Source organism: Rhodococcus sp. HNM0563 (assembly GCF_012726195.1).
Lineage (GTDB): Bacteria > Actinomycetota > Actinomycetes > Mycobacteriales > Mycobacteriaceae > Rhodococcus.
Genome location: NZ_JAASAF010000004.1, coordinates 428,076 through 442,049 on the forward strand (window position 1 = coordinate 428,076; position 13,974 = coordinate 442,049).

General features: G+C 64.0%; 15 protein-coding genes. 11 read left to right on the forward strand and 4 right to left on the reverse strand.

What is annotated here, in order from left to right; translation table 11 throughout:
• Positions 1-34: 34 nt before the first annotated feature.
• The 4 genes from HCA61_RS11805 to HCA61_RS11820 all read left to right on the forward strand — a co-directional run bounded on the left by HCA61_RS11805 (position 35) and on the right by HCA61_RS11820 (position 4,426).
• On the forward strand, positions 35-1,219 hold the full coding sequence (locus HCA61_RS11805; protein ID WP_206039914.1) for an acyl-CoA dehydrogenase family protein: 1,185 nt from the start codon (positions 35-37) through the stop codon (positions 1,217-1,219).
• Between the two features lie 396 nt (positions 1,220-1,615).
• Complete coding sequence (locus HCA61_RS11810) at positions 1,616-2,701, forward strand: 3-deoxy-7-phosphoheptulonate synthase (RefSeq protein WP_169688361.1); 1,086 nt, start codon at positions 1,616-1,618, stop codon at positions 2,699-2,701.
• A gap of 52 nt (positions 2,702-2,753) precedes the next feature.
• A complete protein-coding gene (locus tag HCA61_RS11815; protein WP_169688362.1) occupies positions 2,754-3,569 on the forward strand; it encodes a MerR family transcriptional regulator in 816 nt (271 codons plus the stop codon).
• Positions 3,566-4,426, forward strand: coding sequence for a hypothetical protein (locus HCA61_RS11820; protein WP_169688363.1), 861 nt, complete (start codon positions 3,566-3,568; stop codon positions 4,424-4,426). Before HCA61_RS11815 ends, HCA61_RS11820 begins: the two co-directional genes overlap by 4 nt.
• On the opposite strand, the gene thpD is transcribed toward HCA61_RS11820, so the two are convergent.
• Positions 4,410-5,297, reverse strand: coding sequence for an ectoine hydroxylase (gene thpD / locus HCA61_RS11825; RefSeq protein WP_169688364.1), 888 nt, complete (start codon positions 5,295-5,297; stop codon positions 4,410-4,412). The genes HCA61_RS11820 and thpD overlap by 17 nt on opposite strands.
• Positions 5,298-5,464: 167 nt before the next feature.
• Here thpD and HCA61_RS11830 point away from each other — a divergent pair, with 167 nt between their 5' ends.
• Positions 5,465-5,890: a VOC family protein gene (locus HCA61_RS11830; RefSeq protein WP_169688365.1), complete on the forward strand. Its 426-nt coding sequence runs from the start codon at positions 5,465-5,467 to the stop codon at positions 5,888-5,890.
• Between the two features lie 10 nt (positions 5,891-5,900).
• Here the strand turns inward: HCA61_RS11830 and HCA61_RS11835 are convergent, their stop codons facing one another.
• The gene (locus HCA61_RS11835; protein WP_169688366.1) at positions 5,901-6,905 is read right to left on the reverse strand and encodes an AraC family transcriptional regulator; all 1,005 of its coding nucleotides are present in this window, start codon (positions 6,903-6,905) and stop codon (positions 5,901-5,903) included.
• 2 nt (positions 6,906-6,907) lie between these two features.
• Positions 6,908-8,119, reverse strand: a complete 1,212-nt coding sequence (locus HCA61_RS11840) for a pyridoxal phosphate-dependent aminotransferase (RefSeq protein WP_169688367.1) — start codon at positions 8,117-8,119, stop codon at positions 6,908-6,910.
• Positions 8,120-8,227: 108 nt separating this feature from the next.
• Here HCA61_RS11840 and HCA61_RS11845 point away from each other — a divergent pair, with 108 nt between their 5' ends.
• Entirely contained in the window at positions 8,228-8,809 is a 582-nt protein-coding gene (locus HCA61_RS11845; protein WP_169688368.1) for a carboxymuconolactone decarboxylase family protein, read from the forward strand.
• 12 nt (positions 8,810-8,821) lie between these two features.
• Here the strand turns inward: HCA61_RS11845 and HCA61_RS11850 are convergent, their stop codons facing one another.
• Positions 8,822-9,745, reverse strand: a complete 924-nt coding sequence (locus tag HCA61_RS11850) for a sigma-70 family RNA polymerase sigma factor (protein WP_169688369.1) — start codon at positions 9,743-9,745, stop codon at positions 8,822-8,824.
• Between the two features lie 61 nt (positions 9,746-9,806).
• On the opposite strand from HCA61_RS11850, the gene HCA61_RS11855 reads away from it, so the two are divergent.
• The 5 genes from HCA61_RS11855 to HCA61_RS11875 all read left to right on the forward strand — a co-directional run bounded on the left by HCA61_RS11855 (position 9,807) and on the right by HCA61_RS11875 (position 13,940).
• On the forward strand, positions 9,807-10,424 hold the full coding sequence (locus tag HCA61_RS11855) for a GyrI-like domain-containing protein (protein ID WP_169688370.1): 618 nt from the start codon (positions 9,807-9,809) through the stop codon (positions 10,422-10,424).
• The gene (locus HCA61_RS11860) at positions 10,421-10,912 is read left to right on the forward strand and encodes an NUDIX domain-containing protein (protein ID WP_169688371.1); all 492 of its coding nucleotides are present in this window, start codon (positions 10,421-10,423) and stop codon (positions 10,910-10,912) included. The genes HCA61_RS11855 and HCA61_RS11860 overlap by 4 nt, the downstream gene beginning before the upstream one ends.
• A gap of 226 nt (positions 10,913-11,138) precedes the next feature.
• The gene (locus HCA61_RS11865; RefSeq protein ID WP_169688372.1) at positions 11,139-12,230 is read left to right on the forward strand and encodes an ABC transporter substrate-binding protein; all 1,092 of its coding nucleotides are present in this window, start codon (positions 11,139-11,141) and stop codon (positions 12,228-12,230) included.
• Positions 12,227-13,081, forward strand: a complete 855-nt coding sequence (locus HCA61_RS11870; protein ID WP_247272765.1) for an ABC transporter ATP-binding protein — start codon at positions 12,227-12,229, stop codon at positions 13,079-13,081. Before HCA61_RS11865 ends, HCA61_RS11870 begins: the two co-directional genes overlap by 4 nt.
• On the forward strand, positions 13,068-13,940 hold the full coding sequence (locus tag HCA61_RS11875) for an ABC transporter permease (RefSeq protein ID WP_169688373.1): 873 nt from the start codon (positions 13,068-13,070) through the stop codon (positions 13,938-13,940). The genes HCA61_RS11870 and HCA61_RS11875 overlap by 14 nt, the downstream gene beginning before the upstream one ends.
• The last annotated feature ends 34 nt before the right edge of the window (positions 13,941-13,974 follow it).

Here is a 13,974-nt window from a genome sequence, read left to right on the forward strand (position 1 = left end):
GTGAGCGCACGTGTGTGCCGATAGATTGTCGACCATGACAGCGAACCGGCCGGAGGGGCGGGTGGCGGAGCTGTGCACCCGCATGCGCTCCTTCATCGACGACGAGGTCGTTCCCCTCGAGCCTGTCCTCTCGCGGCATGACGACGAGGCGGTAGCCGCACTCACCCGACTGAAATCCAGCGCGAAAGGTCTCGAGTTGTGGGCGCTCGGGCATCCCGAGGAGATCGGTGGTGCAGGGGTGCCATTCCTCGACTTCGTCTATCTCAACGAGATCATCGGCCGCTCCGAATTCGGTCAACTCGCTGTCGGGTCGGTGTCCATGCAGGACGCGTTGATGCTGCACCGGCACGGCACCGACGAGCAACGCCATCGCTGGATACCCGGCCTGGTCTCGGGAGAGATCCTGCCGTCCGTAGGAATGACCGAACCGGAGGTTGCCGGATCCGATCCCATTCTGGTCCGGACCACCGCCATTCTCGACGGGAACCACTGGATCATCAACGGACACAAGTGGTTCACCACCGGTGCGCGGGAGGCCGGGTATTGCACGGTGTTCGCCCGCACCGAACCCGAGGCGACAGCCTTGCACCGCAGCATCAGCGCGATCATCGTCCCCACCGATACCCCCGGCTTCGAGATAGTCCGGTCCATTCCCACAATGGGACACGACCCCAGCGACCACTACGAGGTTCGCTACACCGACGTGCGGGTGCCTGCCACGAACCTGCTGGGAGCGCGCGGCAACGGGTTCGTCGTCGCGCAGGACAGGCTCGGTCCGGGCCGCATCTTCCATGCCATGCGTTGGCTCGGGCAGGCGCAACGCGCGTTCGAGATGATGTGTGCGCGCGCCGACGAACGCTTCGCCCACGGTTCACTGCTGTCCGAAAAGGGCGAGATCCAAAGGTATGTGGCCGAATCGGCCGCAGAGATCCAGGCGTCGAGGTTGATGACGCTCGATGCTGCCCGGGTCATGGATTCCGGCGAGGATGCCCGAGTGCAGATCGGGCTCGTCAAGTTCTGGGGAGCCCGAATGCTCCACAACGTCGTCGATCGAGCCATCCAGGTTCACGGCGCCCTCGGGCTGACCGCCGACACGCCGCTCGAAAGGATGTACCGGCAGGCCCGCTACGCGCGGATCTACGACGGACCCGACGAGGTGCATCGGATGTCGACTGCTCGTCGAATCCTTCGCGACGGGGAGAGAGCTCCGTGGAAGTAGCGGGGGGCATCGCCGACGTCCTTTCGACACCCTGGGGAGAGTTCAAGATCCAGGCCTACTGGACGTAGCGACCGTCGGCGGGGTTGAGTGTGCAGTTTTCGTGAAACCGCCCGGCGTGTCGCGACCACAACTGCACACTCGAATCTCCAGACCACACGAACGGAACGGTCGGACCCTGGTGAGGGTGAGGCGACCGTCACACCCCCACGTCAGAACCGTCTGTTACGCTCGTCGGCATGCAGCGCGCATATTTCTGGTTTAGCAGGCCGGCCCTGGGTGGGCCGGTCGGCGTTACCGCGCGCTGACTTCTTCCACCTACGAGCCGGATTACAGACCGGCTCGCTGGAGATTGCAGCTTCCTCGAGGGTCGGCCTGAGAACAGGAACCGAGAACCCGATGAGCACCAAGACCAACAGCATCTCCACCGCGAATCTCGATGATCAGCGCACCGTGCGGATCAGCCCGCTCGCAGCACCGTCCGTCGTGCGTGCCGAGCATGCACCCGACGAGGTTGCTGCCGCGACCGTGCGTTCGGGCCGCGCTGCCACCGTCGACATCCTCAGCGGCACGGATGACCGTCTCGTCGTCATCGTGGGCCCGTGCTCGGTGCACGACCCCGCCGCCGCGATGGACTACGCCCGCAAGCTCGCTGCGAAGGCCGACGAACTGCGCGATGACCTGCACATCGTGATGCGCGTGTACTTCGAGAAGCCCCGCACCACGCTCGGCTGGAAGGGCCTGCTCAACGACCCGCACCTCGACGGCACATACGACATCAACACGGGCCTGCGCATCGGCCGCAAGCTGCTTCTCGATGTTTCGAGCCTCGGTCTGCCCGTCGGCTGCGAGTTCCTCGACCCGATCCTCCCGCAGTACTACGCGGACCTGGTCACCTACGGTGCGATCGGTGCCCGCACCGCCGCCAGCCAGGTGCACCGCCAGCTGTGCAGCGCACTGTCGATGCCGGTCGGAATCAAGAATTCCACCGAAGGTGATGTACAGGTCGCGGTCGATGGCACGCGTGCCGCCGCCGCAAGCCACGTGTTCCCGGGCACTGACCTCGATGGCCAGGCCGCGCTGATCGAAACCGTCGGTAACCCCGACTGCCACGTGATCCTGCGTGGCGGCAGTGCAGGACCGAATTACGATGCCGAGACCGTCGCCGACACGATGGCCCGGTTGCGCAAGTCGGGGCTGCCCGAGCGGGTCGTCATCGATGCGAGCCACGGCAACAGCAGCAAGAACCACGAGAAGCAGGTCGACGTCGTCAACGACATCGCCGACCGCATCGTTGCAGGCGAGAAGGGAATCGTCGGCCTGATGCTGGAGAGCTTCATCGAAGCGGGCCGACAGGACCTGACGCTCGGTCAGGCGGACGAACTCGAATACGGCAAGTCGATCACCGACGCGTGCATCGACTGGGGGACCACCGTCGATCAGCTCGATCGCCTCGCCGAGGCCGTGCGCGCTCGTCGGTCCTAGCAGCTCGCATCGAACTTGACCCCGACGTAACGTCAGGGTTGATGCTGGGGTCATGAGAATCGGCGAACTGGCCTCGGCTGCAGACACGACCGTACGCACGATCCGGCACTACCACCGGCTCGGGTTGCTGCCGGAACCACCGAGGTCCTCCAACGGGTACCGCGTGTACTCGATGGAGGACCTCGTGCGTCTGATGCGGATTCGCTGGCTCGCCGGTGCCGGAGTTCCGCTCGGCACGGTCCCGACGGTGATCGGCACAGCCCGCGACAGCGAGGCCAGCGACGATCTCACTGCGGACCTCGAAGCGCTGATCGCAGACCTCGACGCGCAAGTGCACGCACTCGACGGCAAGAGACGTGCGTTGTCCGCGATGCTCGATGGGCATCGACGCGGCGAAACCCTGTCGCCGCTTCCCGAGCCACTCGTGAAAACCTTCGCCGAGCTCATCGACGGTGAAACCGACCCCCGGACCCGCGAGGTCTTCGAACATGAGCGGGACAGCTTCGAGCTCGTCGCGCTATCCGGGCAAGCCCCACCGGAGTTCCTCGAAGCTGTATCGATGGCCTTGTCCGACCCCGCTCAACGTGAGTCGGTGGTAGCGCTGTACCGCAGGTTCGGCGCGCTCGCCGGGCATCCGCCTTCCGGTGTCGCAGCCGAAATCGACGCGGTTGCCGAGGCGATGGCAGAGTTCCTCACGGCGTTCGGCCAGGATGGCGAGGGTGGCCTCTTCGTGGAATGGGTGGCGGCCGCGGCGACCTACGTGAGGGACGGCGAGTCGATGATGGCCGAAGTACTCCCCGACCCCGCGCAGCGGGCGGTGGCGATCCGGGTCATCGCCCGCGTCGCAGAGGGCGCAGTGCAGTCATGACCGGACAGTGGTTGAGCAGGCTTCACCGGGCAGCGTTGGTGGTCACGGTGATGGTGGCGGGCATCGACGTGGCCCTCGTTGCACTCGGGATTCTGAGCCCAGGCGCTGCGTTCGTGTTGTGGCTGACGGTCGAGATTCCGCTCGGTCTCGCGGTCGGTGTCCTCACGGCGCTGCGCATCCGATCCCTGCGCCGCGAGAAACTCGGATGGAACGCGATCCTCGACGAGGTCACCGGGAAGGTCGCAGCCGACCTCATCCGGTTCGAGGCGCGCGGCTACCGCGCGATATGGCTCTTCCTTCGTCGACGCTACGACAGCGCCGGCCCGGACGTGGTGCCCGTCGGATACACGAAGGGCACGCTCGGCATCCCGATGGCTTTTCTCATCGCCGCTGTCATCGAAACCGTGGTCGTCCACGTACTGGTGCCGTGGCCGCTGATCCGCAACGTCCTGCTCGTGCTCTCGATTTGGGGACTGATCCAAATTTTCGGAATCCTCGCAGGCCGGATCACACACCCGCATCTGCTGACCGATGCGCGGCTGACGATCCGGGCGGGACACCAGGTGATCGCGCAACTGGACCGAGGTGCCGTCGAACGCGTGTTCGAGCGGAGGCGGTGGGAGCACACATCGCCGATCGTCGACGATGACGCGCTCTACCTCCCGGGGCCGGACGGCACCTGCCTCGATCTGGTGCTGAGGCAAGCCGCCGAAGTCACGCTTCCGGCCTTCTTCGAACACAAGCGCACCACCGCCTCGGTATCGCGCTTGTCATTGCAGGTGGACGATCCCGAGGCGGTGGTGGCGCACTTCGGTGCCGTGGGACTCAGGCCGAAGGACTTCAGCGCAGAGGCGTGAAATCCCGGCTGCCGAGATACGACGGACGCGGCTTGCTCGCAGCGAACGGTTCGACCGGTGTGTTCTCGACGCTGTTGAACACCACGAACAGGTTGGAGCGGGGGAGTGGGGTGATGTTCCCGTTGGATCCATGCATGCAGTTCGAGTCGAAAACTGTTGCAGAACCCGCAGATCCGCGGAACGTGGTGATCCCGAACTCGGCGCTCATCCGGGTCAGGGTGTCTTCATCGGGTGATCCCGTCGGCGGGACGTGGGTCACGAGCGACTCTCGATAATAGTCGTCGGGAGTCTCGCCGGCACACGAGACGAACGTCTTGTGTGAGCCCGGCATGATCATCAACCCGCCGTTGTACCCATAATTTTCGGTCAACGCGATCGAGATGCTCAACGCGCGAGGGGTCGGCATGCCGTCCTCCGCGTGCCAGGTCTCGAAGTCCGAGTGCCAATAGAACGGCCCACCACGGAACCCCGGCTTGACATTGAGCCGGGACTGGTGGATGTAGACGTCGGAACCGAGTAATTGTCTTGCGATACCGGCAATTTCAGGACGGCGGATGATCGAATCGACCAGGCCGCTCAGGCGGTGTACATCGAAGATCGAACGTACATCGCCGCCGGCGTGCTCACGGACCACGCGTTCGTCGTTGCCGAGTTCGCGTCCGAGGCGGGAGGTTTCTTCCAAAAGGTTTCCGACATCATTTGCTGCGAGAAGTGCTTCCGCAGTGTGGAATCCGCGTGCTTCGTACGCCTTGACCGTGGTGGAATCCAGCGGGCCGGGATGAGAACCCCAGACGACAGGATCCGTTCGCGCGATTGATTCCGAAATAGTGCGGTTGCGAGTCGGATAGGCATCCTTCACGACCGTGCGCATATTCTCCGAATCACCCTCTCGAGGATAGACGATGGTTCTACCCGACCGTCTCAGAACCGGGTCGGATATGCAACCCGACAAACCGGGCCTGCGCCGGAAAACGCCCTGCTCGTCGCCTCGGGACTCGAACGTCGGACCCTGTCGGACATGCGCAGTAGGGTCGCGACATGGGATACGAATTTCAGGTCACGATCGACTGCAGCAATCCGCATACTCAGGCGCGATGGTGGGCCGAAGCGCTCGAATGGCGTGTCGAACCCAGCGACGAGGATTTCATTCGTGGCCTCGTTGCGGCCGGGCACGCGCAAGAAGAGGACACCGAGATCTTCGACGGCGCACTCGTGTGGCGGGCCGGATCTGCGATCACCGACCCCGACAACCCGCACCGCCCCAGAATGTTGTTCCAGAGGGTCCCGGAGGGAAAGACCGTCAAGAACCGAGCGCATCTGGACATCCGAGCGGGAGACAACCGCGAGGAGATGGCCGAGCGCCTGGTCGCGGCCGGTGCCACGCTGCTGCATCGCGGCAGTCAGGGTCCTTACGTGTGGATCACGATGGCGGACCCGGAAGGCAACGAGTTCTGCCTGTGCTGATGGCTTCTTCTCAGGCGTGCGCGCGATAGGCGCGCGGCGTGTTCCCCGTCCATCGTTTGAACGCGCGGCGGAAGGCGCTCGGCTCGGAGAATCCGAGACGCGCCGACAGGTCGTCCACCGGTTCGCCCCGCCGTAGTCCGGCGATTGCCAGGTCGCACAGTACTTCCTCCCGGAGACGGCCGAGGGACGTACCCTCGTGCCGCAGCAGCCGCCGCAGATGTGGCGGACTCACTGCAAGCATGTCGGCGATCTCGTCGGTGGTTGCGGTGCGGCCCTGGATACCGGACTCGAAGATCCTGCGCACCTGGCTCGAGACGCTCGATTCGTAGTCGCGTTCGGACAACATCAGGTTCGGAGAATCCCGGAGATATGCTTCGAGCGCCTCTTCGGTCCTGACAATCGGCGACCGCATGGCCGAGTTGTCCATTTCGAGCGCCGCGCGTCCCGCATCGAAGGTGACGGGGATGCCGAAGATCGCGTCGTAGCTACGCGCAAGGATCGGATCGGGCTCGGCGTAGGGCAGCGACACCGACACCAGCGGTATCCGGCCCCCGACGAGCCAGGCCGCGAAGCGGTGCAAGAGCATCAGTAGGAAATCGACTGCCACACGGGTCTTTTCCGTCACATGATCGGGAAGGGCAACATCAAGGTAGGTGCTCGTCTCACCGATGGTCAGACTCAATCGAGGGAGTCCCTGCAGGACCCGGTTGACCTCGATCATTCGTGTGAGTGCGTGCACGAGATCAGGACAATGGATCAGTGTCAGTGTCATGATCCGGAACGATCCGCGCGGCACCGATCCTGAGCCGAGTCCGAACAACTCGTCGTCGGTGATCTGCCAGACCGAGCGCGTGAACAGGCTGACCTGCTCGGGAGTGAGTCGCGCGTGCGGCTGCGCGAGCACTGCTCGACTTATCCTGGCTGCGGCGAGCGCCGGAGTGAGGTCGATGCCGTCGGCTGCCGCGACACTCACCGCTCGACCAACGAAGTCGGAGGGAATCGTTGGGGCTGACACTCTTACAGAGCCTTCCCTTCGCGGTGAATGTGCCGGACGCCGTGCAGTCGCTGGGCCGCCTCGGCGAGAACGTCGTCGCGTTTGCAGAAGGCGAAGCGCACCAGATGATTCCATGATGCAGAGTCGTCGGCGAATACGCTCACCGGCACGGCGGCGACGCCGATCTCTCCTGGCAGTGCACGACAGAGCTGCACGCCGTCGCGGAAGCCGAGCGGCGTGATGTCTGCACAGACGAAGTACGTTCCCGCAGAGTCGAGAACATCGAATCCGGCTTCGCTGAGCGAATGCGAGAGAAACGTTCGCTTACGTTGCAGAGCGTCGCGCATCGATCCGACCCACGATTGTTCGTGCGTCAGCGCGTGCGTGACCGCGGGCTGGAACGGTGCACCGCCGACGAAGGTCATGAATTGTTTGGCGGCGCGGACTCCGTCGATCAGTGCGCGGGGGCCGATTGCCCAGCCGATCTTCCATCCGGTGACGTTGAAGGTCTTCGCGGCGCTCGACACGGTGATCGTGCGCTCGGCCATTCCGGGTAGTGAAGCGAGGGGAGTGTGGCGACGACCGTCGAAGACGAGGTGCTCGTAGACCTCGTCGGACAACACCAGCAGATCACGTTCGCAGGCGAACTCGGCAATCGCTGCCAGGGCGCCGTCGTCGTAGACGGTGCCGGTCGGGTTGTGCGGGGTGTTGACGACCAGCATGCGGGTGCGGTCGGTGACCGCAGCCCTGAGAGCCTCGACGTCGAGGACGAATTCGTTGTCCCAGCGGGTCAACGGCACGGTCCGCCGGGTTGCGCCTGCCAAGGCCACTGCGGCTGCATAAGAGTCGTAGTAGGGCTCGGTGAGCAGCACTTCGTCGCCGGGTTCGACGAGTCCGAGCAGCGCGGCACTGATGGCCTCGGTGGCGCCGACGGTGACCAGCACCTCGGTGTCCGGGTCGTGTTCCAGCCCGTACCGCGCCAACCGGTCGGCAGCGATCGCCGCCCTCAGTTCCGGGATCCCGGAACCGGGCGGGTACTGATTGACGCCTTCCGCGATTGCTCGTCGGGCAACCTCGAGCATCTCCGGCGGCCCGTCGGTGTCGGGGAATCCCTGCCCGAGGTTGATCGCACCGTGCTCGACGGCGAGTGAGGTCATCTCGGCGAAGATCGTGGAGGCGAACGGTCGTAGCCGGGCGACGGTGCGGGCCCGTCCCGAGTTCGACGATTCTGGCATTTCTGCAGGGTAGCCGGTGCATGTATGCCGTGTTTGCCTACCATGTCACATCCCGGTGCGCTGTCTCGTCCAACAAGAGGAGGATGAAAACGACCGAGGAGGCAGATCATGACACGGATACCACCGCTCAACCCCGACCAGGCGGGATTGACGACGAAGGCGATGTACAAGGTCGCAGGCCGCATGTTCGACGAGGTTCCCGAGCCGTTCACCGTGGTGGCCCACCACCCCGGCCTGCTCCGTGCGAGCGGTCTGCACGAAATGCTCGCCGATCGGGCATCGAAGGTGTTGCCGAAGAACGTGCGGGAAATAGCGGTCTACCGCACGGCATGGACTGTGGGCTGCTCGTGGTGCGTCGATTTCGGCACGATGCTGCAGCGGCTCGACGGTCTCGACATCGATCGGCTCGAGCATATCGCCGAGTACGCCACCTCGGACCTGTACAGCGACGACGAGAAGGCTGCGATCGCGTATGCGGACGCGATGACCGGCGATGTGGCGAACGACGTGACCGACGAACAGGTCGCCGACCTCGAGAGGCGGTTCGGTCGTGCGGGCGTTGTGGAATTGACCTACCAGATCGGGCTGGAGAACATGCGCGCCCGCATGAACTCGGCACTGGGCATCCACGACCAGGGCTTCAGCACCGATGCGTGCCGCGTGCCATGGGCCGAGGAGACGACTCGCTGACCGGCTCGGTGCTCACTCCGGCGGGTCGGACGGAAGTCTGACACCGCCGAGTTTTGCCGGGTTCGCCATGTCGTATGCGGCCCAGACGCGTCCGTCGCGCACGGTGATGCCCAGGACACGTCCGGGAAAGCCCTGATGGGTGTCGTCGCCGGCGGACCCGTGGTTGAGAAAGCCGAGTTCGCCGTTGACGAGGGCCGGCTCGAGCGTGGTGAGTGCTTCCGCACCGTAGAGGTGCACGAGTCCGAGGAAGAATCGTGCGAACCTCTCGGGTCCCGTGATGACGTTGATCGCGGTGCGCGTGGTCCCGCCGGCATCGCCGATCATGCGGGCATCCGGGTGCAGTGCCGCGACCACCGTGTCGATGTCGCCGGTGGCAAGTGCGGTCAAGAGTTGCTGTACGGCATGGTCGTGGTCGGTCGCGGACGAGGGCGGCGGGGCATCGGCAAGGGCGCGTCGCCCTCGTGACGCAAGTTGACGTGCCGCCGGAACACCGACCTCGAGGATGCGCGCGACCTCGTCGAAAGGGACACCGAAGCCGTCGTGCAATACGAACGCGACCCGTTGCGTGGGTGTGAGCGTATCGAGCACGAGCAGTGCTGCCAGGCGGTTGTCCTCATTGCGCACCACCTGCTCGAGCGGGTCGGGTGGCGTCGTGCCCGCGAGGGGCGTGACGATCGGCTCGGGGAGCCACTGCCCCACATACTTCTCGCGGCGCACCGCCGCCGATTTCAGCCTGTCGAGGCAGAGACGACCCACGACGGTCGTCAACCACGCTCGTAGATCGCCGATGCTGTCGGGATCTGTGTTGTCGAGCCGAAACCACGCATCCTGTACGGCGTCCTCGGCGTCCGCCACGCTGCCGGTGAGCCGGTATGCGACCGACAACAGGTGACTGCGGTGTTCCTCGAACGATTCCGCCATCGCAACTGCGCGCATATTCTCGATGCTACGACGGGAGAACGATGCGGGACGAGCGACGGACCTGACGAGGGAACGTATGGACAAGTACGACGTGAAACGTGCACACAAGAATCTGTATTCGTCGTCGGCCGGGGACTTTACGGAAGTGGACGTGCCCGAGTTCCGGTATCTTGCGGTCGAGGGGAGTGGCGACCCGAACAGCAGCCGGGCATACGCGGAGGCGGTCGAGGCCTTGTACAGCGTGTCGTACACGATCAAGTTCGCCTCGAAGAAGGAGCTCGGGCGCGATGCCGTTGTGGGGCCGTTGGAGGGGCTGTGGTGGGCCGACGACATGTCGACATTCGTCAGCCGTGACAAGCGGGCATGGAAATGGACGATGCTGATCAACCAGCCGCCGTGGGTCACTGACGAGATGGTCGACTCGGCGAAGGCCGTTGTAGCGAAGAAGAAGGCGCTGGCCTCGTTGCCGCTGCTGCATTCGATGACGTGGACCGAGGGACGATGTGTGCAGATCCTGCACATCGGCGCGTACGACGACGAAGGGCCGACCCTCGAGAGCCTGCATCATCGCGTGCTTCCTGAGAGGGGGCTCACCTACAACGGCAGACATCACGAGATCTACCTGAGTGATCCCCGCCGTACCGCGCCTGGGAGTCTGAAAACCATTCTCAGGCAACCGGTCACCGTCGCATGACTGTCACCAGCACGGGCTTGCTGCTGTATCGCATCGACGAGACCGGTCTCCTCGAGGTGTGGCTTGTGCACCCCGGCGGGCCGTACTGGACCGGTAAGGACGAGGCAGCGTGGTCGGTTCCGAAAGGCGAATACGGAGACGAGGAGGATCCACGCGAGGTCGCTCTGCGTGAATTCGAGGAAGAGTGCGGATTCGCCGCCCCCGACGTTCCGTTGACTCTGCTTGGACGGTACAAGCAGCCCTCCGGGAAAATAGTGAGCGTCTACACCGGGGAGACCGCGACCGAACTGGAGTTCGTGTCCAGCAATATGTTCGACCTCGAGTGGCCGCCCCGGTCGGGAAAGATGCAGCAGTTTCCAGAGGTCGACGATGCGCGGTGGTGGCCGCTGCCCGAGGCCGAGATCAAACTCCACAAAGGCCAGCGCCCGGTTCTCGATGCGCTTCGTGCGCACCTCGACGAACTCGGACGCCGCTATCGCCTCGAATAAATCACGGCAGCGGGAGTTCTGCTGCGCCGCGTTGGAATCACCGTGAGTCGAACCATTGCCGGTGCGGTGCGCGATCGCGATGCTTGCCTGGTTGCCATCGAACAGGAAGGGAATTCGTCGTGCGTAGTTGTCCGTGTTGTCGCTGAAACGTTGTCGCCGAAATCGCAACCGCATTCTCGAAACCGGCGTCCGCACATGCGGGCCGACACAAGGACACTTCGACACGATGTCTCATTCCACGCTGCGCCGACGACTTACCACTGCCGTCGCCGCAGCCGCAGCACTCCTCACTCTGACTTCGCTCACAGCCGCATGCTCCGCCAGCTCCGACGCCACGGTGACCGCCGACGGCAGGACGGTCCTGCGGTACGAAGGCTCGCCCGCTCAGGTCATCTATCCTGAGCTCGCCGAAGCGCTCGGCTACTTCGACGACGTCGAGCTCGAATGGATCGGCGACAACGGCAACGGGCCGCAGTCGCTGCAGAATACCGCGACGAACCAGGTCGAGTTCGGTGGCGCTTTCAACGGTGCCGTCATCAAGGCACAGGCAGGCGGTTCACCGCTCACTTCCGTCCTCGGCTATTACGGGGCCGACACGCAGAGCTTCCAGGGTTACTACGTGCTCGACGACAGCTCGATCCGGGATGCACGCGACCTGATCGGCAAGAAGGTCGGCATGAACACGCTCGGGGCCCACCACGAGTTCCTCGTGCGGGAATGGCTGGCGCAGCAAGGATTGACGAACGACGAGATCGCGCAGGTCGGGCTCATCGTGGTGCCTCCGGTCAACACCGAGCAGGCATTGCGTGAAGGCCAGATCGACGTCGGGACGCTCGGGAGTGTGTTCCGCGAGACCGCTGTGGAGCGCGGTGGGCTTCGGCCCCTGTTCACCGACGAAACCCTGTTCGGTGCATTCACATACGGAACGCTCGCATTCCGTGACGACTTCATCGCGAACAATCGCGACGCCGTCGAGGACTTCGTGCAGGGGACCGCTCGTGCGATCCGCTGGGCGCAGATCACTCCACGCGAGGATGTGGTCGCAAAGTTCGAGGAGATCATCGACACTCGCGGCCGCAACGAGAATACCGATCTCGTGGGGTATTGGAAGAGCACCGGAATCGCGGGGCCGGGCGGTGTGATCACCGATCGCGAAATACAGATCTGGCTGGATTGGCTCACCCGCAACGGCGAGCTCGACGAAGGCGCGCTCGCGGCGTCCGATGTCTATACCAACGAATTCAACCCCTACGCCAACGGCACCTACGACCCGAACAGCGGCCCGAACGGTGAACCCGTCGAGGAGGCAGTGCAGTGACGATTCGGCAGACCGATCCGAAGCTCCGACTGGAGCACGTGACCAAGCAGTTCGCCGTTCGCGGTAGCAGCGACCGGTTCACTGCGATCGACGACATCAGTATCGATCTCGCAGAGGGTGAGTTCCTCGTCCTCGTCGGACCCAGCGGTTGCGGCAAGTCGACGTTGCTCGATCTTCTCGGTGGGCTCAGCGAACCGACCTCCGGTCGCATTCTTCTGGACGGCCGCGAGATCTCCGGCCCCGGACTCGACCGCGGCATCGTCTTCCAGCAATACGCGCTGCTTCCATGGCGAACCGCCCGTTCGAACATCGAATTCGGACTCGAAGCGAAGGGGCTGCAGAAGAAGGAGCGACGAAACCTCGCCGATCGCTATCTCGAACTCGTCGGCCTGCACGGATTCGGCGACCTGTACCCGCACGAACTCTCGGGCGGTATGAAGCAGCGAGTCGCCATAGCTCGCAGTCTCGCATTCGACCCCGAAGTGCTGCTCATGGACGAACCGTTCGCAGCGCTCGACGCACAGACCCGGGAGTCTCTGCAGGACGAACTCCTGAGGATCTGGCGGGAAACCGGTAAGACCATCCTGTTCATCACTCACGGCATCGACGAGGCCGTCTACCTCGGGCAACGCGTCGCGGTTCTGACATCGCGACCGGGGCGGATAAAAACGGTTGTCGACATCGAAATCGACCGTGGCGTAGACGATGTCAGGTCCGGCGACGCGTTCCGCCGCCACCGCCATGACATCTGGAGTGAACTGCACTCCGAGGTGGAGCGCGGTCTGGGCATCGAGACCGCGGCAGTCGTGCCGACCATCACAACGGAGAAGGTGAAGCATGTCCAGCACTAGTGCCACACTGACCAGGCCGGTCGAATCGGCTGTGCCCGTCGTCGAACGGGAGTCGGACACGCCGAAGGCTATCTCCTCGCCGAGCGTGGTAGATCACGTCCGTGCAGTGGCCTGGAGAATCTTCAAGCCGGCCGTCGCTATCGTTGCGTTCTTCGCGCTGTGGGAGATCGCGCCGCGCGCGGGTCTGGTCGACGAGGTGTTCCTCCCTCCGCTCACCACGGTGCTGGAAGCCTTCGGGGAGCTGGTCGCCAGCGGCCAACTCGCAGAGCATCTGGGGGCGAGTTTGTCTCGGGCGCTCACCGGATTCGCGATCGCGCTCGTGTTCGCGATTCCACTCGGCGTCGCGATCGGCTGGTACAAACCCGTCGCCGAGACCCTCAATCCCATTCTGGAGATCTTCCGTAACACTGCGGCGCTCGCACTGCTGCCCGTGTTCATCCTGATCCTGGGCATCGGTGAGACCTCCAAGGTCGCCCTGGTGATCTATGCGAGCACCTTCCCGATCCTGCTGAACACGATCTCCGGTGTCCGTACCGTGGATCCTCTCCTGGTGAAAAGTGCGCGTTCGCTGGGTTTTCCACCGCACCGATTGTTCCAGAAAGTGATCCTTCCCGCCGCGGTACCGACTGTTTTCACCGGTATCCGCATGGCGGCGGCCTCGTCTATCCTGGTCCTCATCGCTGCCGAAATGGTCGGCGCCAAGGCCGGTCTGGGATACCTGATCACCGCCTCTCAGCTCAATTTCCAGATTCCGAACATGTACGCGGGCATCATTGCGATCTCGATCGTCGGACTCGTTTTCAACGGCATCCTGATCGCCATCGAACGCCGGCTCTCGCGCTGGCGTGTCACGCAGTAGGTCCGTTTTCTTCCACCCGTCCTCCCTCGCAATC